The 24506-nt window shown below is 47.4% G+C and carries 20 protein-coding genes and 1 pseudogene; 5 read left to right on the top strand and 16 right to left on the bottom strand.

Translation table 11 applies throughout. The features are described from left to right. Positions 1–19: 19 nt before the first annotated feature. From lpxD to rpsB, 13 genes are all read right to left on the bottom strand, one after another. Positions 20–1087: a UDP-3-O-(3-hydroxymyristoyl)glucosamine N-acyltransferase gene (gene lpxD / locus DXE35_RS02555; RefSeq protein ID WP_114689479.1), complete on the bottom strand. Its 1068-nt coding sequence runs from the start codon at positions 1085–1087 to the stop codon at positions 20–22. Positions 1088–1092: 5 nt separating this feature from the next. Continuing rightward, complete coding sequence (locus DXE35_RS02550; protein ID WP_114689478.1) at positions 1093–1620, bottom strand: OmpH/Skp family outer membrane protein; 528 nt, start codon at positions 1618–1620, stop codon at positions 1093–1095. An 18-nt stretch (positions 1621–1638) separates the two neighbouring features. Further along, complete coding sequence (gene bamA / locus DXE35_RS02545) at positions 1639–3987, bottom strand: outer membrane protein assembly factor BamA (RefSeq protein WP_174220934.1); 2349 nt, start codon at positions 3985–3987, stop codon at positions 1639–1641. Between the two features lie 52 nt (positions 3988–4039). Continuing rightward, complete coding sequence (locus DXE35_RS10095) at positions 4040–4246, bottom strand: site-2 protease family protein (RefSeq protein ID WP_231969935.1); 207 nt, start codon at positions 4244–4246, stop codon at positions 4040–4042. Next, positions 4204–4563 carry a hypothetical protein gene (locus tag DXE35_RS10090; protein ID WP_231970171.1) on the bottom strand — a complete coding sequence of 120 codons (360 nt, stop codon included), beginning with the start codon at positions 4561–4563 and terminating at the stop codon, positions 4204–4206. Before DXE35_RS10090 ends, DXE35_RS10095 begins: the two co-directional genes overlap by 43 nt. Positions 4564–4569: 6 nt before the next feature. After that, the gene (locus DXE35_RS10085; protein WP_231969934.1) at positions 4570–5115 is read right to left on the bottom strand and encodes a site-2 protease family protein; all 546 of its coding nucleotides are present in this window, start codon (positions 5113–5115) and stop codon (positions 4570–4572) included. Next, positions 5103–6293 (bottom strand): 1-deoxy-D-xylulose-5-phosphate reductoisomerase, encoded by a 1191-nt coding sequence (ispC, locus tag DXE35_RS02535; RefSeq protein ID WP_197714044.1) that lies wholly within the window; start codon positions 6291–6293, stop codon positions 5103–5105. The genes DXE35_RS10085 and ispC overlap by 13 nt, the downstream gene beginning before the upstream one ends. Before the next feature lie 5 nt (positions 6294–6298). Then, the gene (locus DXE35_RS02530) at positions 6299–7126 is read right to left on the bottom strand and encodes a phosphatidate cytidylyltransferase (RefSeq protein WP_114689476.1); all 828 of its coding nucleotides are present in this window, start codon (positions 7124–7126) and stop codon (positions 6299–6301) included. Positions 7127–7152: 26 nt separating this feature from the next. After that, entirely contained in the window at positions 7153–7926 is a 774-nt protein-coding gene (gene uppS / locus DXE35_RS02525) for a polyprenyl diphosphate synthase (protein WP_114689475.1), read from the bottom strand. A 25-nt stretch (positions 7927–7951) separates the two neighbouring features. Further along, on the bottom strand, positions 7952–8512 hold the full coding sequence (gene frr, locus DXE35_RS02520; protein ID WP_114689474.1) for a ribosome recycling factor: 561 nt from the start codon (positions 8510–8512) through the stop codon (positions 7952–7954). Positions 8513–8523: 11 nt separating this feature from the next. Then, complete coding sequence (pyrH, locus tag DXE35_RS02515) at positions 8524–9234, bottom strand: UMP kinase (protein WP_114689473.1); 711 nt, start codon at positions 9232–9234, stop codon at positions 8524–8526. A 186-nt stretch (positions 9235–9420) separates the two neighbouring features. After that, positions 9421–10305, bottom strand: coding sequence for a translation elongation factor Ts (gene tsf / locus DXE35_RS02510; RefSeq protein ID WP_114689472.1), 885 nt, complete (start codon positions 10303–10305; stop codon positions 9421–9423). Continuing rightward, on the bottom strand, positions 10305–11054 hold the full coding sequence (rpsB, locus tag DXE35_RS02505) for a 30S ribosomal protein S2 (RefSeq protein WP_114689471.1): 750 nt from the start codon (positions 11052–11054) through the stop codon (positions 10305–10307). The genes tsf and rpsB overlap by 1 nt, the downstream gene beginning before the upstream one ends. Positions 11055–11303: 249 nt before the next feature. On the opposite strand from rpsB, the pseudogene map reads away from it, so the two are divergent. Further along, positions 11304–12158, top strand: a pseudogene (gene map / locus DXE35_RS02500) (type I methionyl aminopeptidase); the annotation flags it as partial. 3 nt (positions 12159–12161) lie between these two features. After that, the gene (locus tag DXE35_RS02495) at positions 12162–14756 is read left to right on the top strand and encodes a [protein-PII] uridylyltransferase (RefSeq protein WP_114689469.1); all 2595 of its coding nucleotides are present in this window, start codon (positions 12162–12164) and stop codon (positions 14754–14756) included. A 15-nt stretch (positions 14757–14771) separates the two neighbouring features. On the opposite strand, the gene ligA is transcribed toward DXE35_RS02495, so the two are convergent. The 3 genes from ligA to smc are packed head-to-tail and all read right to left on the bottom strand — an operon-like array spanning position 14772 to position 21395. Next, entirely contained in the window at positions 14772–16787 is a 2016-nt protein-coding gene (gene ligA / locus DXE35_RS02490) for an NAD-dependent DNA ligase LigA (RefSeq protein ID WP_114689468.1), read from the bottom strand. A 9-nt stretch (positions 16788–16796) separates the two neighbouring features. Then, positions 16797–17873 carry a cell division protein ZipA C-terminal FtsZ-binding domain-containing protein gene (locus tag DXE35_RS02485; RefSeq protein WP_231969933.1) on the bottom strand — a complete coding sequence of 359 codons (1077 nt, stop codon included), beginning with the start codon at positions 17871–17873 and terminating at the stop codon, positions 16797–16799. Continuing rightward, positions 17874–21395, bottom strand: coding sequence for a chromosome segregation protein SMC (gene smc / locus DXE35_RS02480; protein WP_114689466.1), 3522 nt, complete (start codon positions 21393–21395; stop codon positions 17874–17876). Between the two features lie 174 nt (positions 21396–21569). Between smc and dapD the strand changes: the two genes are divergently transcribed. From dapD to prmB, 3 genes are read left to right on the top strand one after another with little or no spacing between them, the layout of a single operon-like run. Next, positions 21570–22397: a 2,3,4,5-tetrahydropyridine-2,6-dicarboxylate N-succinyltransferase gene (gene dapD, locus DXE35_RS02475; protein ID WP_114689465.1), complete on the top strand. Its 828-nt coding sequence runs from the start codon at positions 21570–21572 to the stop codon at positions 22395–22397. 9 nt (positions 22398–22406) lie between these two features. Further along, complete coding sequence (gene dapE, locus DXE35_RS02470) at positions 22407–23558, top strand: succinyl-diaminopimelate desuccinylase (RefSeq protein ID WP_114689464.1); 1152 nt, start codon at positions 22407–22409, stop codon at positions 23556–23558. Between the two features lie 47 nt (positions 23559–23605). Continuing rightward, positions 23606–24502, top strand: a complete 897-nt coding sequence (gene prmB / locus DXE35_RS02465) for a 50S ribosomal protein L3 N(5)-glutamine methyltransferase (RefSeq protein ID WP_114689463.1) — start codon at positions 23606–23608, stop codon at positions 24500–24502. Positions 24503–24506 lie beyond the last annotated feature (4 nt).

The following is a 24506-nucleotide window of genomic DNA, read 5'->3' as shown; positions in this document are numbered from 1 at the left end:
TTTTTAATAATACGAAGTCTTATGACTCCGTAGTTTTATTTTTATCCAACAAACGCAAGCGTTGCCGTATTTTATCTAGCCCACGCAAAATAGCGGCATTCTTCTCCCAAGCGCTATGAAGCATGGATGGGTAGACACCCGTGTAATGCTGGCCTGGCTCAGCAATAGAGCGAATAATCGAAGTATTCCCGGAAACCGTTGTTCTATCAGCAATCGATAGATGACCCGCAAAATTTGCAGCTCCCCCAATAATGCAGCAGTTTCCGATCTTGGTGCTTCCGGAAATTGCAGCACAGCCCGCAATGACACAGCAATTACCAACAATGACGTTATGCGCGATTTGCACTTGGTTATCTATTTTGGTTCCGGCGCCTATTACCGTATCACTCATTGCACCACGATCGATCGTCGTTGACGCGCCAATTTCCACATCATCACCAATCACCACTCGACCAGTCTGCGGAATCTTGACCCATTCCCCGCCAGCAGCAGAAAAAGCAGGCGCAAAACCAAAGCCATCCGCACCTATGATCGCACCACTATGAATAATGCAGCGTTCGCCGATTTGCGTGTTGTGATAAATAGAAACAGATGGGTAAATTAACGTGTCGCTAGCAACAACACTATTACTCGCAACAGTTGTATTTCCCAGAATTGAAACGCGCTCACCAAGCTTGACACCCGCGCCAATGTGCACAAACGGGCCAATATGACATGAAGCGGGAACAATCGCCGTGACATCAATCACGGCGCCAGGATGAATTCCGGATGGATAAACTGGGCTAGCGGCTTTTGCAAAATGCTGAGCCATTCTGGCAAAAGTAGCGTACGGATTTTTGGAAACAAAATAAACGCGTTTAGCCGAATTTACACTGGGATTGGCCTGCAGAAACTCCAAATCCGATTTGCTAACAATCAGTGCGCCAGCAGCACTTTCACTGGCTTGCTGCCTGTAAAGCGGATTGGAAAGGAAGGAAATCTGATCAGGCTGTGCTCGCTCCAATGGAGCAAGACCCGTAAATCCGATGTAGGCATCCCCCACCAAGCTTGCTTGAAACTGTTCGGCCAGCTCAATGGCGGTCTGCATAAAGCTTACTTCTGGCTATTTAAAGCCTTGACAACATCATCTGTTACATCAGCCTTAGGGCTAACGTAAGCCGCTTCTTGAACAATGATGTCAATTTTTCTTTGTTCAGCAATTTGCTTTAACACTGCATTTGCTTTTTCCGCGATCTTGGCACGCTCTTCAAAAGTGCGCTGATTAAGATCTTCAGTAAATTCGCGTTGCTTGCGTTGTAGCTCGCGGTCTTGATCAGCCAACTCTCGCTGACGACGAACACGCTCCGCTTCATTCATCACAGCAGCATCGCGATCAAGCTTTTCGGCTGCAGTCTTAATTTTTTGAGCACTGTCGCGCAAATCATTTTGTCGTTTAGTGAACTCATTTTGCAAACGCGTTTGCATTGCTTTGGCCAAGTTGGACTCGTTAAATACTTTCTCAGAGTTCACAACCGCAACTCGAGTGCCGGCATCTTGAGCGAATACTTGCGGAATAGCAATTGCCGTTACGGCAGCAATTACACCAATTTGAATCCATTTAGAAGATTGATAAAGCTTCATAAAACTTTCCTTAAACAATTAAAACGCTGTACCAACCTGGAACTGCAAACGCTGGACATTATCCGTAGGTTGAGTCTTGTACGGAATACCATAACTGAACTTCAAAGGGCCTAGAGGTGATATCCATGATAAACCCAATCCATAGGAGTATCTTAGAACTAAATTCAAGTTTTGCCCAAATGCGTTACCACCGTCCACGAAGGTAAATAGGCGAAGGGTTTTATCAACACCCGACCCAGGAACAGGGAAGGTATATTCAACGTTGGTCACAATCTTCGACTGACCACCCGTTGACTGGTAGGCACCAATGATGGTGTTGTAGTACTGGGGCCAGAGAGAGCCGGGAGCATAACCACGAACGGAACCAATACCACCTACATAGTAGTTTTTAGTAATCGGGAATGGATTATTGCCGTATGCCTGACCGTAACCAACTTCGCCGTTGAAAGATAAAATATTACCTTTCGTGAATGAGTGGTACTTTTGGTACTGGCCATATAAACGATAGAAAGTAAGATCTCCAACTGGCGTACCCACCTCAGCGGAAAGCTGCTGCAACGAACCATCCGAAGGAATTAAAGAGCTATCACGACCATCGCGTGACCAACCTACTGTTATAGGAACGTTATACGTCGTCACGGTTCCCGGATAACCTGGAGCGGCAACGCCGTAACTCATGGCATAGTTTAAATAGGGGACTGGAGTATTGGATGAGGTCTTAATTTGAAATACTTCTACACCAGTTCCAAAAAATACTCGGTCTACCTCTGTGTATGGCACACCAAATTTAATATTCGAACCAACCGACTTAATTTGATAATCAGGATCGCCAACATAGTACAAAGGCTTGGATGAGCGGTAGTACAAATCGGTATAGCGACTAATGCCGTCTTCAGTGAAATACGGGTCGTAATTGGAAAGTGTTAAGTTCTGATTAATCTTACAGAGAGACGCATTCACACCGATCGCAGTACCAGTACCAAAAGCGTTATCTTGATTCATACCGGCGGATAAAATCAGATTCTCAGTTGAAGAGAAACCAGCTCCAACAGTAATTGCTCCGGTTGGTTTTTCCGTCACCTTCACATTAACGTCCACCTGATCCGGGGAACCGGGAACATCTTCCGTAGTAATGTCTGTTTCAGTGAAATAACCCAAGCGGCCTAAGCGCTTTTTAGATAACTCAATCTTGTCGCTGTCGAACCATGAGCTTTCAAACTGACGCATTTCACGTCGAATGACCATATCGCGAGTTTTGGCGTTACCAGAAATCGCTACCTGGCGTACATAAATGCGACGACCTGGGTCAACCACTAATGTCAGGTCCACCTCCGCAACCTCACGACGAATATCTGGCTCAGGGTGGATGGTTGCAAAAGCGTAACCATAAGAACCCAAGACCTCGGCAATCCCCTTAGTGCTCTGTGTCAAACGCGCCGATGAAAAAGGATCGCCAGGCTTTAAAACGATCAACTGCATTAACTCGGCTTCTTTGCCAAGGGTTTCACCAGCCAAACGAACATCTTTAACGGTAAATTGTTTCCCTTCACGAATGCTAATGGTGAGGTAAATACCCTTTTTATCCGGAGTAATGGATACCTGAGTTGATTCAATCACAAACTCTAAATAGCCTCGATTTAAATAGTAAGAGCGAATGGACTCTAAGTCGGCGGTTAATTTCTGCTTGGAGTAAAGATTATCTTTACTATACCAAGAGAGCCATCCGCCTGTTTTTAACTGCATCTCACTCTTTAAAGTGCCTTCGCTAAACACTTCATTGCCAATAAAATTAATTTCTTGGATTTTGGCAACGGTGCCTTCATCGGTGTTGAAGTAAATCGCCACTTGATTGCGCTCAACAGGAGTCACCGTCGCGACTACTTCTGCCGCGTACATGCCCTTACCCACATATTGACGTTTTAGCTCTTGTTCGGCTTTGTCGATCAAGGCCTTGTCATAAAAACGAGCCTCAGCCACGCCGACTGTTTTCAAGGATTTACGCACAATCTCGGGATCAAACTCGTTCATGCCCGTAAACTCAATACGAGAGATGATAGGACGCTCTTCGACAATTACAATCAGCACATTGCCTTGCGCCTGAATCTGAACATCCCTAAAGAAGCCGGTGCCATAGAGCGCCTTAATCGCTTCAGCGCCCTTTTCATCAGTGAAGGTTTCACCCATCTGAACAGGCAGGTAACTAAAGACCGTGCCAGGCTCAACACGCTGTAGACCTTCAACACGCATATCTTTAACCACAAAAGAAGCGGCCGCAGTAGCATTCAAACTCAATCCAAGAGCTAATAACGCCAAGATTTGAGTAATGAAACGGGCAAAAATACGGGAAGAATGTGTCAGAGAATTCAAGGCGAAATATAGCGTTGTAAATCGTTAAACAATACCAGTAGTGACATAGCAATCAGCAGAATAAAGCCCACTTTTTCGAGCTGCTCTTGCATTGATGTCGAAATCCGCTTACCAGCGACCAACTCCCATGCATCATACAGTAGCTGACCCCATCCAGCATCGGAAAAGGAAGCAAATTCAGAAGCCCAATGCTAATATTCATGAACGCCAAAAAAGCTAAAAATGGCTGCCACCCCACCTGGGCCGTCTTGCCCGCCATATCGGCGATGCTGATGGGCCGCCGAGTTGCTTAAAGGAGGTGCTACCAGTAAATAAACCCCCCATCAGCCTTGCGGATACCTTGGAAATTACCCACACCCTTTTGGAGGCGAATATGGCCGCATCTACCGGATCCCATTTAAGTTCCTGCCACTTTTCCAATGGAGTCAGCGCTGGCAATAGACCCAATGCCAACATCGGATCCTTGTCTGGGCTCATTTTTGGCAAATCTTCGGCATAAAAGGCTTTTACATAGCGACTACCGGTTGGGGTTTCTAACTCCAAAGCGAACCCATCATCCCCAGTAAGGCCATCCATCCGACTTCAGCGCAATGCATTCCAACTGGGAACGGGCTCAAATTCACCTAAAAGGGGTGCATTTCCCGTTTGGGCACCCAAATCCTCCCACCCCACCACCCGATCGCCCTCATTCACCCCCAGCTGGGCTGCCAAAGAGGTTTCAAGAGGGGCTTTCAAAACAGCTGGTAATTGAGGGGCGCCAGAAAGGTAAATAAAGGCAAAGAAAATGACTGCCAAGAAAAAATTGGCGAATGGTCCGGCAGTCACAATAAAGGAGCGCTGCCAGAGCGGTTTCTTGTCAAAAGCCTGCGACTCCTCTGCTGGTGGAATGATTTGCCGACGATCACGACCATCGAGTAGCTTCACATACCCACCCAGGGGAACGGAGGCCAACACCCACTCGGTTTTATTTTTAGCACGGAAGGTATAGATCGGCTTACCAAAACCAATCGCAAAACGAAGTACTCGCACACCACAACAGCGAGCAGCTAAAAAATGTCCAAACTCATGAAAGCTGACAAGCACGCCTAGAGTCAACAAGAAAGCGGCAATAGTAATCAAAGCCTGCAAAGAATATCCTTCACCACTTCTTGTGCGGCTTGGCGAGCACTCGCATCGACGTCTAAAATCAACTCAAGTGAATCCGCACTGGATGCAGAGATAGCGTTTAATACTTTTTCAACAATAACGGGAATCTGCAAATACGGCAGGCCTTGATCCAAGAATGCTGCTACCGCAATTTCATTGGCGGCATTCAAAACCGCTGGAGCGGTCCCGCCAGCTTTGGCAGCAGCAAATGCCAACGAAAGACAAGGGAAGCGCTCCAACTCAGGCTCAGAAAAACTTAAGGCTGCCAACTGTGTCAGACTGAGTGGAGCTACACCCGCGTCAATTCGTTCGGACCAAGCCAAGCCATAGGCAATAGGAGTGCGCATATCTGGCTGACCCAGTTGCGCTAAAACCGATCCGTCACGATAACGAACCATTGAATGAACAACACTTTGCGGATGAATCAATACTTTAATTTGCTCTAAAGACAACCCAAATAACCAAAACGCTTCAATCACCTCAAGACCTTTGTTCATCATCGTTGCAGAATCTACGGAAATTTTTCTACCCATTACCCAATTAGGGTGCGCGCACGCCTGTTCTGGGGTAATACTTGCGAGCTGATCAAGCGGTGTATTTCTGAATGGTCCACCTGAAGCAGTTAACCAAAGCTCCTCCACACCTAGAGATGGGTTTGGGGCTTTAGAGAATTGGTCTGGCAAACATTGAAAGATGGCATTGTGCTCACTATCAATTGGCAACAGCTCTCCACCGCCCTGCTTCATTGCTTGCATAAATAAATCGCCAGACATCACTAGAGCTTCTTTATTGGCCAGCAATACTCTTTTGCCGGCTTTGGCTGCGGCTAGAGCCGATACCAAACCGGCGGCACCTACAATTGCGGCCATCACGGTATCGCAACCGGAATCTGTAACAGCGCTAACTAAGGCCTCCGGTCCATACAAGACTTGAGTATTGATTTTTTTCTCAAGCAAAAGCGTGCTTAAACGAGCCGCACCATTAGCATCAGCGACAACGGCGATAGCGGGACTAAACTCCGCGCATTGCTGAGCCAATAGGTCAACCTGCTTTGCCGCAGTGAGCGCAACCACCTTAAATCGGTCTGGATGCGCGCGAATCACATCCAGCGTGTTTACGCCTATTGAACCGGTTGAGCCTAGAATCGCAACCTGCTTCACTGCCATCACACAAATCCAGCCAATAGCGCAGCAATAGGCATAGTGGGAATCAAGGCGTCTACACGATCCAGCACGCCACCATGACCAGGCAAAAGATGGCTGGAGTCTTTAACACCTGCTAAGCGCTTTAACTGAGACTCAAATAAGTCCCCAAAAATACTGAAGACGATTAATACCGTCACCATTAAAAACATAGGAACCCAACCAAAGCGAATAGCCCAGACACCAAATAAAGTGGATTCAAAATTTAAAAAGTAAACACAAGCAAATGCGTAGATATAACAAAGTATGAGGCCACCAATAGCACCTTCAATCGACTTACCAGGACTAATTTGCACTGCTAGCTTGCGCTTACCAAAAGCCTTGCCAACAAAGTAGGCGCCAATATCGGCTACCCAAACTAAAGCCATACTGCTTAGCAAAAAGATAAGGCCCAACTCGCGCAAAAAGACCAACGCGAACCAAGTTGCGGGCAACAAAATGAGCCCAAGCATCACATAAAAAGGACGTAATTTTTGCAAAGAGAGGTTCATGCCTTTCGCCAAAATGAATGGTGCGACAAAGAACCAGAATATGACTGCGAGCAGCAATAATGCGAACTGCCAGGAAGCGTTTTGCATGCCAAGCAAAAACACAATAATCGCCAAACAAAATAATGCGTATATCCAAGCAGCTCGGCTTGCCTCAGGCGCAAGTAAGCGACTCCATTCCCAATCAGCAGCCAGTAGAGCTATCAGGAAAAAACCGCCGATATAAATTGGAGGAAGCAGAAACAGAATGGGCAACAGCACCGCCAATAAGACAAGGGCGGTAATGACTCTGGTTTTTAACATGGGGATCGACTTGGTAATGAACTACATCAAACTGCATCGCTCATTGCTTGCGATGCAAGCTGAGCACTGGTGCGACCAAAGCGGCGCTCGCGCTGACTGAACCACTCAAATGCTTTATGCAACTCTTTCTCATCAAAATCAGGCCACAGGATATCCGTGAAATAGAGTTCGGTATAAGCTAGCTGCCACAACAAGAAATTGCTGACACGTTGTTCGCCGCCGGTACGGATAAACAAATCAGGCTCTGGTGCATAAGCCATTGAGAGATGGGGCTGAAGAAGCTCTTCACTTACCTGCTCTGGCTTTAAGTTGGGATTGGCAGCAAGACATTGACGCATTGCTTGCAAGATATCCCAACGACCGCCATAGTTAGCGGCAATCGTAAAAGTCAGGCTTTTACAACCAGCAGTCTTTTGCTCGGAAAACTGCACCATCTCTTGAATAGCAGAATCAAATCGACTTAAGTCTCCAATCAATCTCGAGGCGATATCGTTTTCAGCAAGACGGGTAACCTCGCCTTTCAGAGACTTGAGAAATAGCTTCATTAAAAAACCCACCTCTTCTGGTGGGCGGCGCCAGTTTTCGGAACTAAAAGCAAAAACCGTAAGGTACTCAACGCCAAGCTTGCGACATTCTTGAACGATTTTTCGAACAGCACTCAACCCCTCGGAGTGTCCCGCGACGCGAGGCATCATGCGCTTACTAGCCCAGCGCCCATTGCCATCCATGATGATCGCCACATGGCGAGGTACAGCACTGACCTCAGGAATGGCTAGGGTTGAACTGGTGTGTTGAGTCATCAGAAACTAAATTTCAATCGGGTATTTAAACCGTCATGATCTCTTTTTCTTTTTCGGCAATGATCTTGTCGATATCTACCACTGCTTTATCTGTCATCTTCTGAATATCATCAGTAGCGCGACGCTCATCATCCTCAGAAATTTCTTTGTCTTTTGTTAAGCGCTTAAGATGCTCATTCGCATCACGGCGTAAATTGCGAACCGCAATCTTGGTATCTTCACCTTCACTCTTCACAACCTTAGTAAGCTCGCGACGACGCTCTTCAGTCAAAGCGGGCATCGGCACACGAATAACCGTACCATGAGATGCGGGGTTTAAACCTAAGTCAGAATCACGAATCGCCTTCTCAACCACGGCAACCATGGTTTTTTCAAAGGGTTGCACGTTAATTGTGCGAGCATCAGCCAAACCCAAGCCAGCAACTTGACTCAATGGAGTTGGATTACCGTAGTAGTCCACATGAATATGCTCCAAAATTCCTGGATTGGCACGGCCAGAACGAATCTTGGCTAAATTGGTCTTCAAAGCCTCGAGAGACTTTTGCATCTTTTGATCGGCATTGGTTTTAATTTCTGCTGCAGACATCAGGGCTCCTATTAAACGTGCACCAAAGTACCTTCAGACTCACCTCGCACTACACGCATCAATGCGCCTGGCTTGAGAATTGAAAATACTTTGATTGGTAATTTGCGATCACGACACAATGCAAAGGCAGTTGCATCCATCACCTGTAGATTCTTGATTAGCGCTTCATCAAACGTAATCGTTTTGTACAAAGTAGCAGTTGGATCTTTTGCTGGATCAGCGCTATAGATGCCATCTACCTTAGTAGCCTTGAGCATCACTTCAACACCCATCTCAGCGCCACGCAGAGCGGCGGCGGTGTCGGTCGTAAAGAATGGGTTGCCAGTACCCGCTGCGAAAATAACCACCTTGCCTTCACCCATAGCGCGAATTGCTCGCGGACGAATATAAGGCTCAACAACTTGATCCATGCGCAAGGCGGATTGCACGCGCGCTTCAACGCCTTTTTGACGCAATGCATCTTGCAGCGCCAAAGAATTCATCATGGTTGCCAACATTCCCATGTAATCGGCAGTAGCACGATCCATGCCTGCGGCACCACCAGCAACACCGCGGAAAATATTGCCGCCACCAATCACAATTGCTAGCTCTACTCCGCTATTTACAACCTCGGCGATTTCCTTAACCATGGAATCAATGGTGGCTGGGTTGATGCCAAATGCATCATCACCCATAAGGGCTTCACCAGATAGCTTTAGGAGGACTCTTTTGTAGGCTGGCATGTTTTTTATTTTCCGTAATTTGCCAAGTAAGTAACTTACTTAGCTTATTGATCTTTAAGCACTTTTTAATATCTCAGCCAAATTATAAAGGGCTTGAGCGGGATCAAAGAAAAGGGCACAGAAACTAAGGTTTCTATGCCCTTTTGGGTATTACCAACCGGCTGGGGCAAGCCCCATACTGGCTAATTAAGCAGTTGCTTTAGAAGCAGCAGCAACCTGCGCAGCCACTTCAGCCGCAAAGTCGTCTTGACGCCTCTCAATGCCCTCACCTACAACAAACATGGTGAAACCCTTGATTGTTGTATTTGCAGCCTTGAGCATTTGCTCAACAGTTTGCTTGTCGTTTTTCACGAAAGTCTGGTGCAACAAAGAAACCTCTTTGAGGTACTTCTGAATAGCACCTTCAACCATCTTTTCAACGATTTCTGGTGGTTTGCCAGATTCAGCCGCTTTTTGAACAGCAACGCTACGCTCAACAGCAATCGCCTCGGCAGGAACGTCAGCCATAGACAAAGCCACCGGCTTCATCGCAGCAATGTGCATTGCCACGTCTTTAGCAGCAGTTTCATCGCCTTCGAACTCAACCAGCACACCAATACGGGTGCCGTGGAGGTAAGAAACCAACTTGTTGCTACCAGCGAAACGCTTGAAGCGACGTGGCATGATGTTCTCGCCGATCTTGCCGATCAAAGCACTACGCACTTCATCAACAGTTTGACCATTCAATGGCAATGCCAACAATGCAGTAACGTCAGCCGGGTTCTTTTCAGCAATCAACTTCACGCATTCATTTGTGAATGCCAAGAAGTCATCATTCTTAGAAACGAAATCGGTTTCGCAGTTCACTTCTAGCAATGCGCCAGTAGTGCCATTGATAGAAGCAGCAACAATACCTTCAGCCGTTACACGAGAAGCTGCTTTACCAGCCTTGCTACCTAGCTTAACGCGCAGAATTTCTTCTGCACGAGCCATATCACCATCAGCCTCAGTCAAAGCCTTTTTGCACTCCATCATCGGAGCATCAGTGTTGGCGCGTAACTCGCCAACCATTGAAGCGGTAATAGCGACCATTATTCAACTTTCCCTTCTTCAACAAACTCTTCTTCACCTTCTTTAACTGCTGTCAAGATTTCTTGGACAGAGTTAGCTTTGCCTTCGAGGATTGCATCAGCAATACCGCGTGCATAGAGGGTTACTGCTTTACTTGAGTCATCGTTACCAGGAATGATGTAATCAACACCTTCTGGTGAGTGGTTGGTATCCACAATAGCGATTACAGGAATGCCAAGCTTGTTGGCCTCGGTAATAGCAATCTTATGATAGCCAACGTCCACTACGAAAATCGCATCAGGAACACCGTTCAAATCTTTGATACCGCCAAGTGCTTTTTGCAATTTGTCGAGATCACGATCGTTAGTCAAAGCTTCTTTCTTAGAAAGCTTTTCCCAGTCGCCAGCTTCTTTAGCAACTTCCATGTCTTTCAAACGCTTGAGGGAACCTTTAACAGTTTTGAAGTTAGTGAGCGTACCGCCCAACCAACGGCTGTCGATGTAAGGCATGCCAGCACGAGCAGCTTCTTCAGCAATGATCTCGCGTGACTGACGCTTAGTACCGACAAATAAAATCGTGCCACGATTAGCAGCAATTTGTTTTGCAAATTTCAGGGCGTCCTGAAACATTGGCAATGTTTTTTCCAAGTTGATGATGTGGATTTTGTTGCGATGACCGAAAATAAATGGGGCCATCTTTGGGGACCAGAAGCGAGTTTGGTGACCAAAATGGCAACCGGCTTCCAGCATTTGACGCATAGTTACTGACATAACTTCTCCTAAGGGTTGGTTCTAAAGTTGAGTCCTAGCTGCGCTAAAAAACGCCACCCTGGAAGGCTCAACTCGCGATTTCAAGTCCAAAACAGACCTGAGACCGAAATTATAGCTTAAATATCAATGCTCTAGCCAGACCCACCCCCACTAGAACAAAGAACCTACAGCCAGAACTACCCTCCAGATGGCCTAAAACGAAGTAATTGCCTATTTTTTAGGCAATTAGAGCAAGCCAAAACTCGCCAAGTCGTTGATAATCAAGGCATGAATAGTGTATTGACCGCCGAAAAAGACATCCTTGGGATGCGCGAAGCTGGCCGCTTAGCCAGTGAAGTTCTTGACCATGTGGCCCCTCACGTTAAAGCCGGGGTCACTACCAGTGAATTGGATCGGATGTGCCATGAATACATGCGCGATGTCCAAAAGACCATTCCAGCCCCATTGAACTATCAGCCGCCTGGCTACCCCCCTTTCCCCGCATCCATCTGCACCTCAGTGAATGACGTAATTTGTCATGGCATTCCAGGCGAGAAAGTATTGAAGACTGGCGATGTGGTTAATTTGGATATTACCGTCATCACTCCCGATGGTTACTACGGCGATACCAGTCGCATGTTCATGGTGGGCGAAGTTTCTGTCATGGCAAAACGCCTCACCCAAATTACTTTTGAATGTATGTGGCTTGGAATTGCTCAAGTCAAACCCGGCTGCTATTTGGGTGACATCGGGCACGTGATTCAGACTCATGCGGAAAAAGCAGGTTACTCCGTAGTACGCGAATACTGTGGTCATGGCATTGGCAAGGTGTTTCATCAAGACCCCCAAATTCTTCACCACGGCAAACCAGGTACCGGCGAAAAATTAGAAGCGGGAATGACATTTACGATTGAGCCGATGATTAATGCTGGCAAGCGTGATATTCGCACGATGCCAGACCAGTGGACCGTCAAGACAAAAGATCGCAGCTTATCGGCGCAGTGGGAACACACCCTACTAGTGACCCAGACCGGCGTTGAAGTATTGACTTGGTCGGAAGGCAGTAATTCGCCCCCCGACTGCGTTCAAGGACTTTCCTTTAGACCTGCGTTAGCAAGCGCTTAAGATATGAATAAGCAACAAGCTAGCGATATTGTTGATGTCGCTAGCCTGCGGGCTGCTCGTGAAATTGCTTATGGTGAGTTTAAAAAAACTCAATCCGTAGGTAAGTTAACCAAACAACTCGCAAAGCTGAGTAATCGACTGCTAGCGCATCTATGGAATAGTTGCGGCTTAAATAACGAAGCTGCTTTAGTTGCGGTAGGCGGCTTTGGCAGAGGCGCTTTATTTCCATACTCAGATGTAGACATTCTGATTCTGCTTCCAGCAGATGAAGCAAAAGCCAGAGCCATATCAAAACAAGTTGAGCAATTTGTCGCCAACTGCTGGGATACCGGTTTAGAGATTGGCTCTTCCGTCAGAACTGTCGCTGAATGCATTTCTAAATCCGAGCAGGACATTACAGTGCGAACCTCGCTACTGGAAGCCCGTTACATTTGTGGAAAAAAACAATTATTCAAAGATTTCGCTAAGGCGTATGAAGCGGCGATGGATCCGAAGGCCTTCTTTCAGGCCAAGCAAGCCGAACAAATTCAGCGTCATTACAAATATCAAAACACCCCCTACTCTCTAGAACCCAATTGCAAGGAGAGTCCAGGTGGTTTACGTGATTTGCAGGTGATCTCCTGGGTTAGTAAAGCGGTCTTATTGGGCAACACGTTCAAAGATCTCAATGAGACTGGTCTTGTTACTCAACGCGAACTGACTGAACTTAATCGCAACCAACGTTTTCTAGAAACCCTGCGTGCTAACTTACATTTACTTGCCGGACGCAGGAAAGATGTTCTTGCTTTTGACTTCCAAGCGGCGCTAGCGGCATCGATGGGAATCCAGGCAGAGTCCTCCCGCCAAACAAGTGAAGCCATCATGCGCCGCTACTATTGGGCAGCCAAAGCGGTGACTCAGCTCAATGACGTTCTCCTGCAAAACATAGAGGCACTTCTCTTTCCGCAGGAATCAAAAACCACTCACCCCATTCCAGGTGAAGGCAACGAATGCTTTATTGAGCGCCAAGGGGTATTGGATATCACCGACCCCCAACTTTTTCAGAAACATCCTGAACAAATTCTGAGAACCTTTCTGGTTTTTGCCAAAACAGCGAATGTCAAAAGTCTATCTGCAACCATCTTTAGGGCGCTTTATAACGCCAGAGCAAAGATGGATAGCAAATGGCGTGCCAACCCCATTAATCGCGCACTATTTATTGAAATCCTGAAACAGCCAGCAGGCGTAAGCAGAGCCTTTCACCTCATGAATCGCAGCAGCGTATTAGGGCGATATCTTCCCGCATTCCGCAAGATTGTTGGACAAATGCAGCATGACTTATTTCATGTGTACACCGTTGATCAACATATCCTGATGGTGCTACGCAATGTACGGCGCTTCATGGTTGTTGAATATACTCATGAGTTCCCGTTTTGCAGCAGTCTGATCGCCCATTTTGAAAAGCCTTGGTTGCTCGTGATTGCGGCACTCTTCCATGACATTACCAAGGGACGTGGTGGTGATCACTCGCAACTGGGCAAAGCCGATATGCGCAAGTTTGCCAAAGATCATGGCTTGGATAAAAAAGATACTGAGTTACTGGTTTGGTTAGTCGCCGAACATCTCTATATGAGTCAGGTTGCGCAAAAGCAAGATATTACCGACCCAGATGTGGTTAAGGCGTTTGCCAAAAAGATGGGCGATGAGCGTCACCTCACTGCGCTTTATTTACTGACTGTTGCCGATGTCAGGGGCACAAGCCCTAAGGTTTGGAACGCCTGGAAAGGTAAGCTCTTAGAAGACCTATACCGCGCAACTCTGAGAGTCTTGGGCGGCGCAAAACCAGACGCTTCATCTGAATTAGCGCAACATCAAGAAGAATCCAGAACTAAATTACGTCTCTACGGCATTAACGATGATGCTTACGAAGATCTATGGAAGCAATTAGATGTGGCGTTTTTCTTAAGACAAGATTCAACTGACATTGCTTGGCTAACACGCCATCTATTTAATAATGTGAATAGTGAACAACCAATCGTCAGGGCAAGACTCTCTCCGATTGGCGAGGGGTTGCAAGTCGCCGTCTATGTGAAAGACCAAGAAGATCTCTTTGCCAGAATTTGCGCCTACTTTGAGAGACATGGTTTCTCAATTTGGGATGCGCGCATTCACACTACCCGCCATGGCTATGCCTTAGACACCTTCCAAATTGCCGGTAGTAATTTTGTGGATGAGGGCGGTAGCTATCGTGACATCATTCAGTTGGTAGAGTTTGAACTCACAGCCGCGCTCACTAAGAGCGAGCCACTACCAGCACCAAGCATGGGTCGCCTATCCAGGCAATCACGCACTTTTCCAATTCAGCCACGGGTGCATATGGCCCCAGATGATCGCGGAAGGTATTACACGCTAGCACTTTCAGCAAGCGACAGGACTGGCTTGCTCTACACCATCTCCAGGGTCTTAGCTAAGCATCAGATTTCAATCCACACAGCGAGAATTAATACTCTAGGCGAGAGAGTGGAAGACGTGCTGCTATTAGATGCTGCCAACCTCGGTAAAAATCCCAAGCTACAGATTCAACTTGAGGCAGAATTGCTTGAGGCTTTGGGCGCTTAAAGCAGTTGCTTGAATTTATTTCAGCAACTCAAACATCACCGCTTCATCAATAACCGGCACACCCAATTCTTCTGCTTTAGTGAGTTTGCTGCCAGCATCGGTGCCAGCAACCACATAGTCAGTTTTCTTTGAGACGGATCCGGCCACTTTTGCTCCGGCCTTCTCGAGCAGATCTTTAGCCTCATCACAAGTCATGGTTTGGAATGTTCCCGTAAGGACAAATGTTTTACCTGCCACAGCTGCGCTAATGATCTTTTCATCTACAGCGAGTTGCATGCCAGAAGCGAATAATTGCTCAATCACTTCTCGATTGTGAGCCTCTTGCATAAAGCTAGTGATGGAGTCAGCGACAACGGGACCCACGTCTTTAACAGTGAGTAGATCCTCCATGCCTGCATCCATTAATGCGTGCATAGACTGATAGTGATTCGCTAAATCCTTGGCAGTGGTCTCGCCCACATGACGAATACCCAAAGCAAAGATAAATCGAGCTAAGGTGGTATTTCTGGATTGGTTGATTGCTTGAATTAGATTATCGGCAGACTTCTCGCCCATACGCTCTAGCTTCGCTAAGGCAGTAAATCCCAGGCGATAAAGATCTGCTGGGGTTCTGACTAGATTCTGATCAACCAACTGATCAACTATCTTCTCACCAAGACCTTCAATATCCATTGCTCTTCTATGAGCAAAATGAATGAGGGCCTGCTTGCGCTGTGCACCACAGAAGAGTCCGCCGCTACAACGCGCTACAGCCTCATCCGCTAAACGCTCAATATGAGAATCACATACCGGACAGCGAAGTGGCATGACAAATTCTTTAGCATCAGCTGGGCGACGATCCTTGATCACTGCAACCACCTCTGGAATCACATCGCCAGCTCTGCGCACTGACACAGTATCGCCAATGCAAACATCCTTGCGCTTTACCTCATCTTCATTGTGAAGGGTAGCATTGGTCACCGTTACACCACCCACCTCTACTGGAGCAAGCCTCGCTACTGGAGTGATTGCACCAGTACGCCCTACCTGCACATCAATACCCAATACCGTAGTCAGCGCTTCTTGTGCTGGATATTTATGGGCTACAGCAAATCTGGGCGCTCGTGAGACAAATCCTAGCTTAGCCTGCTCGGCAAAGGAATTGACTTTGTACACAACACCGTCGATGTCATAAGGAAGCGCGTCCCGTTTAGCGCCAATCTCATTGTAGAAAGCCAAAATCTCTTCCACCGAATGCAGTACTTTGCGTTCCGAACAAACAGGCAAACCAAGCTCTACATAAGCATTGAGCAATTCTTCATGGGTTTTGGGTAACCAAGACTGAGGCTCTAGAGCTCCTAAGCCATAAGCAAAGAAAGACAATGGTCTCTTAGCCGTAATCTTGGAATCTAACTGACGCAGGCTACCTGCAGCAGCATTGCGCGGATTGGCAAATTCTTTCTCACCCAACTCTGCAGCCTGTCGATTCATTTTCTCAAAGTCTTTCAGGTACATAAATACCTCGCCACGAACTTCTAAAACCTTTGGAATATTTTTTCCAACGAGTTTTAGAGGGATGGCGCGAATCGTTTTGATATTAGCGGTGACATCCTCACCGCTAGCACCATCACCACGAGTAGCCGCTGTAACTAGCGAGCCATTTTCATAACGAAGAGAAATGGCTAGACCATCAAACTTGAGTTCACCGGCATATGTGACATGATCTGCGTGGAGCGCTTCGCGGCAACGACGATCAAAGGCAATCAATTCCGAATCTTCAAAGGCATTATTCAAAGAAAGCATCGACACCGCATGAGTAACCGAATCAAATTCTTTTAATGCTGCCCCGCCCACTCGCTGAGACAAAGATTCAGGAGTGATCCACTCTGGATGCGCAGCCTCAATATCCAATAACTCACGATAAAGGCGATCGTACTCAATATCAGGCAGGAGTGGATTATCGAGAACGTAGTAAGCATGCTCCAAGCGCGCGAGCTCGGCCTTCAAGAATGCGTAACGCTCCGCTAAATTTGTCGGACTATTGGACGACAAAGTGATTTCCTAGCTAAATAGTCTGCTAGCTGTAGAAGATCCAGCAGGTACGCCAGATTTCTCAAGATTGGCGTAGAGGACATCAAGGTGCTGACGAATGCTGATAACTGCAGCTTCACTCAAATTAATACCATTGTCATCCACTAAGCGGCCATGAGCTGTTTGCGCAATCTCTATACCTTCTGCCAGCATTCTTTCAAATGCGCGCTCTTCTTGCGGAACCAAAGGAACTTCAAGCAACAGCGTTATCTGGATCACTGATTTATTGGGATCTAAATCAGCGCTATTAAAAAGTAAGGTACCTTTACTGAGATATTCGTATTGACGTCCATTACGAAACAACTTAAATCCTCTTTGGCGCATTAATGCATCGAAGTTACCCCAAGGACATGGCTCATCAAACAATACATTAATACTCAACTGAATATCACTCTCTGCAGCCATGACATCCAATTCTTTAGCACTTTCCAGCATGGTGCTTACGCTTGGCATATCGATTTGTGATCCCAGGGTCTCAGCAAGAGCTTGAGCACGAGAACAGAAGTCTGATAGCTCTAAAACACCTATAGGACCTTTGCGGCTGGCTAACTGGATAGCTAACTGTAATTCTGAATACATAGACTCGGGATGCAATTCTTCCCAGTCTTCAGCAACATTTAAATTGGCATTTAGGCCTTCGCACATCCAGCGCGCAGTAGATTGCGCTTCAAGATCAGTCCAAGCATTAATTTCATTTAGGATTTCCGCACCGCTAATAGCTTCATCAAAGCGGAGTGTCATGACACAATCAATGCGTGGATCAATAGCAAATTTATCCGGGGCTGAAATCGCCGTCGACTGAACCTCACCAAAACTAGGCTCTGTTCGCGCAAGCGCCTCGCTATCAGCGAAACCTTGACTAAAGCTAGGCTCACGCGCAAAGCGATCATCCAATGAATATTCATTTTGCTCTTTTGCCTTACAGCGAGCGCGTGCGTACTTAATATTGAGAATAGCTACCGTTATCAGAATCAATAAACCAATAACGGCTAATGCCAATTGCAAATCAGACAAACCCGACATCGTCATGATTTGTTCTAAATACACTTAAGCGGCCTCCACCATTGATACCGCAGAGGCGATATCGACAGCCACAATACGGGATACGCCCTGCTCTTGCATCGTGACACCAATAAGCTGATGCGCGATTTCCATAGTGATCTTGTTGTGTGAGATAAACAAAAACTGTGTCTTATCTGACATTTTGGCTACTAGATTTGCATAACGCAAGGTATTTGCATCATCCAATGGCGCATCAACCTCATCCAGCAAGCAGAATGGGGCTGGGTTCAAGAGGAATAGCGAGAACACAAAAGCAATCGCAGTCAAAGCCTTTTCACCACCAGACAGGAGGTCAATCGAACTGTTTTTCTTGCCGGGGGGCTGCGCCATCACCTGAACGCCTGAATCCAAAATCTCTTCGCCAGTCATGACCAGTTCAGCATGGCCGCCGCCAAATAATTCTGGAAAGAGTTTGCCAAAGTGGGCATTAACCTGATCGAAGGTACCCTGCAATAGATCATGAGTTTCCGCATCAATCTTCGCAATCGCATCCGTCAAAGTCTGCATCGCCTCATTCAAGTCAGCTGATTGCGCATCCAAGAATTGCTTACGCTCACGCGAACTGGATAACTCATCTAGAGCAGCCATATTGACCGGGCCTAATGCTTGAATCTCGGTATTTAAGCGATTCACTTCGCTCTGCAATGCACCAACCTTCAAGTCAGGACTGAAGCTTGCTTCAAGTGCAGTGCGATCAGCCTCGGCATCAGACAATAAAGTAGCAAATTGCTCGAAGTGCAAACGAGCAGCTTGCTCACGCAATTGCAAATCCACGACCTTGTCACGCATCGGTTGCAAGCTACGCTCTACTTGCATACGTGATTCATCGGCTTCACGCAGTTGATGCAACAAAGCATCCTGTTCGGTACGTGCGTTAGCTAAAGCAGCGTCACGTGCGCTACGAGCTAGCAATAGACCTTGCAACTTATCTTGCGCCTCTTCATCACTCAGCGTTTCTAATTCTTGAGTAGCGGAGTCATGTTTATCTTGAATCTCCATGATCTGTGTACGCGCAGTACTTTGATCACGCTGCAAATCGGCAATGCGTTGTTGCAAAGAGCGAGTCGCGAAGGCGGCCTCTTGAGCGGCCATCTCGGCAGCACGCAATGACTCGCGCAAACGATCACACTCTTCAGTGGAGCGCTCTAATTTCTCTTGAGCACCTTGTAATACCTCTTTCAGCCCTTGTTTTGACTCTTCTGATTCAAGTAATTCAGCAGCAGACTGCTCTTGAGTCTGACTCACTTGCTCCATCTGCTGACGCAATTCACTTAACTCAGACTGAATTTGAGCAGCACGTTGACTGTATTGCTCTTCAGCTTGAGTCAACTGCATTCTCTCCACTTCAAAGCCATGAGCCTCTTGAACAGCATGCTCAGCATTCTCGCGAGCCTGTTCCGCAGCTTGGTGAGCCGCTTGATAATTAGCCACACACTGATCCAACTCGCCTTTGAGTTCGCTTTGCATCAATTGTTGTGCACGCAGCTGCTTCTCGAGACTTTCCATCTCTTGAGCGCGAGCCAACATACCCGCTTGCTCAGAGTCTGCCGCATAAAGCTGTACGCCTACACGGCTAACCAAATGGCCTTGCTGAGTTACAAACGCGCCGCCAGCAGGTAATTTTTCGCGACGGTGCAAAGCATCTTCGAGGCTGCTAGCAATATAGATATTGTCTAACCACTCTTGCAACACTGAGGTGAGTCTTGGTGCACCCGCGCTTTGAACGCGGCTTAACAATGGCGTGAAATCCGCTGGCGCAGAGGTATGCGCTGGGGTAATTTCTTCTGTGAGCAAAATAGCCAAACGGCTTGGAGGCGCATCATTAGCTAAGGCCAATGTTTCTTGCACGCTCTTTGCAGTAACCGCAGCCAAACGGTCACGCAATACAGACTCAAGGGCAGCTTCCCAGCCACTCTCAACTTTGAGCTCTTGCCAAAGACGCTTACTTTCTTTGAGGCCTTTGCTTTCTAACCAAGGTCCAATCTTGCCTTGCGCCTGAACGCTAGCCTGCAAGGCAGTTAATGCAGTCAATTTAGCTTCTGTCTGAGCTAAATCCTGATTGGCTTCCTGAATTTTTTGTTGAGCGGCATTGCGCGCCTCATCGGCAGCAGGAACACGTTGCTGAGCTTCACCAGCGCGCTGCTTGGCCTCTTCCACTTTGCGCGCCGCAATGGCCTGACGGTCAATCGCCATTTGCAACGCCTCAGCATCAGGACGACGCAAGCCATCGAACTCACCAACTAGGCGGGTCTCGCGCCCCTTCAACTCATCTGATTGCGCTGACATAGAACGAATACGCTCACCCAAACTCGCTAAACGTTGCTCAATAGACGCAAGTGAATCGCGTGCTTGATTAAGCTCGCGAATAGCATTGTGATAAGCCTCTTCACGACCTGGCATTTGCTCTTGCAAACCATTCAAATCCGCCAGCAAAGTTTGTTCTTTTTCAGCAGCTAACGAAAGCTCGTGTTCGGTAGTGCGCTGCGCTTGTGCCGCATCGGTTTCTTGTACGGTCCAGCGTTGCAATTGCGCTTGCAAGTCTTGTGTTTGCTGTTGCAAACGTTGACGCGCTTCTTGCACATAAAGAATCTGCGACTCAACCTGACTCACGTCAGAATTGGTTTGATATAAATCACCTTGCGCTTGAGAAACTTTATCTTGTAATGCGTACTGTTGTGTGCGCATTGTCTCTAGCTCAGCTTCGACGTGGCGGAGCTTAACAGTTTGCTCTTCTAAGCCAACTTGGGTATCGCGGATACCATTGGCATGGCGCTCTTGCTCTTTACCGGCCTCGGTTTGGCGTACAAACCACAACAACTGTTGTTGGGATTTCATTTGCGTCGAAAGTTCCGCATGACGTTCGGCAACAGTCGCTTGTTTTTCCAAGCGAGTTAACTGCTGATCAAGTTCACGCAAGATATCTTCAACGCGCGTTAAGTTTTCTACCGTGTCTTCTAAACGCGCAGCAGTTTCTTTGCGACGCTCTTTGCATTTAGAAACACCGGCTGCCTCTTCCAAGAATACGCGCAACTCTTCTGGCTTGGCTTCCAAAATGCGGTTGATCGTGCCTTGTCCAATAATCGCGTAACCTCTTGGGCTCATACCGGTACCCAAGAAAATATCCTGAATATCTTTACGACGAACAACTTTGTTGTTCACGTAATAACTAGAATTTCCATCGCGAGTCAAAACGCGTTTAATACCTAATTCTGTAAAGGCACTCCACTGACCTTGAGCGCGTCCTTCAGTGTTATCAAAAATGAGTTCCACGCTGGCACGACCAGAGGGTTTACGCAAACCAGAACCATTAAAAATAACGTCCTGCATTGATTCGCCACGCAATTCGCTAGCGCGGGATTCACCCAAAACCCAGCGGACGGCGTCAATAATGTTCGACTTTCCACAGCCATTAGGACCCACAACGCCAATCAATTGGCCAGGCATTTCAAAATGGGCTGTGTCTACGAAAGACTTAAAGCCGGAAAGTTTGATGGATTTCAGTTGCACGGCGTACTTTGCAGGGAAAAAAGAGGTTCAAATAAAGGGGTACAAATGAAAGCTAAAGTGGGAAGATGATAGCAAGCTTGAAGGTGCTTAGACGCGTTTTTGCCCAATCTATATAATGATCAATCTACCCTCAGTGGAAAAATCCCTTAACAATCTGATAGTTAACTAAAAAGCATGAGCCAATCACCACAAAACATCATTGAACAAGCCTGGGAAAACCGCGAAAACCTGTCTCCAGATAGCGCTCCTGGGGATGTTCGTAATGCCGTAAATGCCGTCCTAGAGTGCCTCAATGCCGGCACTATCCGCGTAGCTGAGCGCCGCGACGTAGGCAAATGGGAAGTGAATCAGTGGGTTAAGAAGGCCGTTTTGCTCTCTTTCCGCCTAGAAGACAACAAACCGATGAGTGCTGGTGGCTATACCCAGTTCTACGACAAGGTTCCAAGCAAGTTTGAAAACTACACTGCAGCCGACTTTGCTGCTGACGGCTTCCGAGTAGTACCCCCTGCCGTAGCCCGACGCGGCTCATTTATCGGCAAAAATGCTGTTTTAATGCCTTCCTACGTCAATATTGGCGCTTATGTCAGTGAAGGCACCATGGTTGATACCTGGGCAACCGTGGGTTCTTGCGCTCAAATTGGTAAGAATGTTCACCTTTCTGGCGGCGTTGGTATTGGTGGTGTTCTCGAGCCAATTCAGGCCGGACCAGTCATTATTGAAGATAACTGCTTTATTGGCGCCCGCTCAGAAGTAGTGGAAGGCGTAGTAATTGAAGAAAACGCCGTTTTATCGATGGGCGTATATATCGGCCAAAGCACCAAGATTTACGATCGCGAAACAGGTGAAGTGCACTATGGTCGCGTACCAGCAGGCTCTGTGGTCGTTCCAGGCTCCCTGCCTTCTGCTTGCGGTAAATACAGCCTATATGCAGCAATTATCGTGAAGAAAGTCAATGCGCAAACTCGTGCAAAGACAGCTATTAACGAATTACTCCGCGACTAAGCTAAATCCATGAGCGCCACTCTTGAGCTTACTGAAGCTCTCATCTCCTGCCACTCCGTAACACCGGCTGATGGTGGTTGCCAGGAGTTAATCGCTAAACGCCTTCAGGCAATTGGCTTTCATACTGAGAGCGTTATCAGTGGTCCTGAGAATTTTCAGGTCACCAACTTGTGGGCAATTAAAAAAGGTAAGGCTGGCGATCAAGGCAAGGTCTTGATGTTCGCTGGTCATACCGATGTGGTTCCTACTGGCCCGCTAGAGAAGTGGACGAGCAATCCTTTCACGCCAACAATTCGCGACGGCATGCTCTATGGACGTGGCGCAGCGGATATGAAAACCTCGCTTGCTGGCTTTGTGGTGGCCACAGAAGAATTTGTCACTGCGCATCCAGACCACCAAGGCTCAATCGCCTTCTTAATCACCAGCGATGAAGAAGGTCCCGCTAACGATGGTACCCTAATTATGTGCGAGCGTTTACAAAAGCACGGTCAACGTTTGGACTACTGCGTGATTGGTGAACCTACCTCAGTGGATAAACTTGGTGACATGATGAAGCATGGTCGCCGCGGATCCTTATCAGGCAAACTCAGAGTCAAAGGCATTCAGGCGCACATCGCTTATCCGCATTTAGGCAAAAACCCGATTCACCTTTCTGCGCCAGCGATTTCCGCGTTGGTAGAGACCCAGTGGGATAAGGGTAACGAATACTTCCAACCCACCAGCTTTCAAATTTCGAATGTATATGCCGGCACTGGCGCGAATAACGTCATCCCCGGCGAATTGGTGATCGACTTTAATTTCCGCTTCTCTACCGAGAGCAAGCCAGAACAATTGCGCGAACGTCTAGAAAAAATCCTAAAGGATGCTGGTCTTGAGTTTGAAATTAAGTGGGTATTAGGCGGCAGTCCTTTTATCACTGGCGATGGTGAATTAGCAGGCGCGTTGCGCAAAACCATTAAAGCAGAGGTCAAGGTGGACGCAGAGCTTTCGACAACTGGCGGAACTAGCGACGGCCGCTTCATCGCGAAGATTTGCAAAGAAGTTGTGGAATTTGGCCCCCTCAATGCCACAAGCCACAAGATCGACGAGTGCGTTATCGTTGATGACGTAGTACCGCTCAAAAACATCTATCGCAAGACACTCGAGCAATTAATCGCTTAAGCACAATTACGTCTCGCCCGCCCTTTCCTCTAAAGACCCCTTCCATCATGGACCCTGAGTCTCAGCAACCAATTTCTGTTAACCGGTGCATTGATCGGATTGCACTAAAACTCGAAGCGGCAAACTTGCATTACGGCCATGGGGCGATTGATGCGCAAAGCGAAGCTTTGTGGATTGTTAGTAAACAATTAGACCTCAGCCCAGCGGAGACTTTAGATCACCTGGATGATGCAATACCCGAAGATCAACAGCAACAAGCATCTGATGTTGCCGAAACCAGAATTAGCACTCGTAAACCGCTTGCCTACATCTTGGGTGAAGCTTGGCTAATGGGTGTGCCATTCTTTTGTAGTGAGCAGAGCATTGTTCCGCGCTCCTGGATTGCAGAACTGATCGTGGATGGTTCGCTAGAACCTTGGTTGCCAGCAGATGGTAAAGCACTTGATCTTTGCACGGGCAATGGCTCGCTAGCAATTCTCCTGGCATTATCTTGTCCTGATATTCATGTGAGCGCCTGCGATATCAGAATGCCAGCACTCTCAGTGGCATCGCGAAATGTAGATCGTCATGGCTTGAACTCCCAGGTGGAATTATTGGATGGCGATCTTTGGGATGCCCTACCAGAGCCAAATGAAAACAACTTATTTGATCTCATCATTTGCAACCCGCCTTACGTCAACACCTCCTCAATGAGCGCACTTCCCGCGGAATATCAGGCAGAACCGGAGTTGGCCTTAGCAGGCGGCGACGATGGCATGGACATCATTAGACGCATCATTGCATCAGCGCCTGATTACCTATCTGAGCGCGGCGCCATCTTGCTCGAGATTGGTAACGAGTATGAAAACTTCAAGAATGCGTTCCCGCAAATTCCAGCTATCTGGATGGAAGTTTCTGCTGGGGAAGAACAAGTCTTGCTGATTCAAGCAGAAGACTTGCGTTAAGAAA

The sequence above is a fragment of the Polynucleobacter necessarius genome, from assembly GCF_900095215.1.
GTDB lineage: Bacteria > Pseudomonadota > Gammaproteobacteria > Burkholderiales > Burkholderiaceae > Polynucleobacter > Polynucleobacter necessarius_H.
The sequence above is the reverse complement of the archived record's forward strand: the minus strand, read 5'-3'. Positions and strand labels throughout refer to the sequence as shown.